The organism is Vibrio sp. 811 (assembly GCF_033339195.1).
Genome location: NZ_JAWOUB010000982.1, coordinates 1 through 511 on the forward strand (window position 1 = coordinate 1; position 511 = coordinate 511).

At 48.9% G+C, this 511-nt stretch carries 2 protein-coding genes; both read right to left on the reverse strand.

The window, feature by feature from the left end; genetic code table 11:
• Positions 1-178, reverse strand: a 178-nt coding sequence (locus tag R7Q46_RS30475; protein WP_318078755.1) for a galactokinase family protein, incomplete at its 3' end; no start/stop codon positions are given.
• Between the two features lie 109 nt (positions 179-287).
• Positions 288-511, reverse strand: a 224-nt coding sequence (gene galT, locus R7Q46_RS30480) for a galactose-1-phosphate uridylyltransferase (RefSeq protein WP_318078754.1), incomplete at its 5' end; no start/stop codon positions are given.

Below are 511 nucleotides of genomic sequence, written 5' to 3' on the forward strand. Positions count from 1 at the left end.
GCTTTGCCGCCGCCACGACCGTTTGGTAGTTAATGGCACACGGTAGGACAAAACCATCGTTGTAATCGGTGTGCTCACCAATCAAGTTCACACGACCAGGCGCTTGGATAATATGGCTAGGTGCGTAGCCCAACACTTGCTCAAATGACGCTTTCACATTTTGGATAAGTTCAGACATAGGGACGTTCTCTTAAAATAGTAATTTGTGTGGGATAACGCGTTGAGCCTAACTTTCTATCTGTAAAGTCGCGCTATCCCGTTATTCGTAATCAGTCCAATTTAAAGACTTAGCATTCTTTGTAGTGGACATCACTCACATCACGCAGACGCTGCGCCGCTTGCTCTGCGGTGAGGTCACGTTGGCTTTCTGCCAGCATTTCGTAGCCCACCATGAACTTACGAACCGTGGCACTGCGCAGTAGTGGCGGATAAAAAAGTGCATGAAGCTGCCAATGGTCGATGTCTGTGCCTTGGTCAAAAAACGGCGCGTAGTGCCAGCCCATCGAGTAAG